At 54.8% G+C, this 259-nt stretch carries 1 protein-coding gene; it reads right to left on the bottom strand.

Annotated features, from left to right (window positions below; translation table 11 throughout):
• Nucleotides 1–259 (bottom strand): type VI lipase adapter Tla3 domain-containing protein (locus ACQRAX_RS25710; protein ID WP_427867799.1); only part of this gene is annotated, 259 nt, incomplete at both ends.

Here is a 259-nt window from a genome sequence, read left to right as displayed (position 1 = left end):
TTTTTGTTTTGGTTGCTTTCCGATGAGGTGACGGCATAAGGGCGGATGTAGCGGTCGACTCTGTCGGAGCGGCTGAGTAGCAAACCGGTCATGCTTTCGAACACGCTGGGAACGACGTGGACATTCTGCAATCCCGGGGTGCCAGGGACGCGATAGCCACTGCGGGTAACATCGCCGTCGCGGCTGAACATGAAGGCTTGAGGGACCTCAGGGTTGGTGTCAAAGAACTTAAATACGCGCTCAATCATGTCTTGAGCAT

Source organism: Pseudomonas sp. UM16 (genome assembly GCF_050312595.1).
Lineage (GTDB): Bacteria > Pseudomonadota > Gammaproteobacteria > Pseudomonadales > Pseudomonadaceae > Aquipseudomonas.
This window is presented reverse-complemented; position numbering and strand designations above follow the sequence as displayed.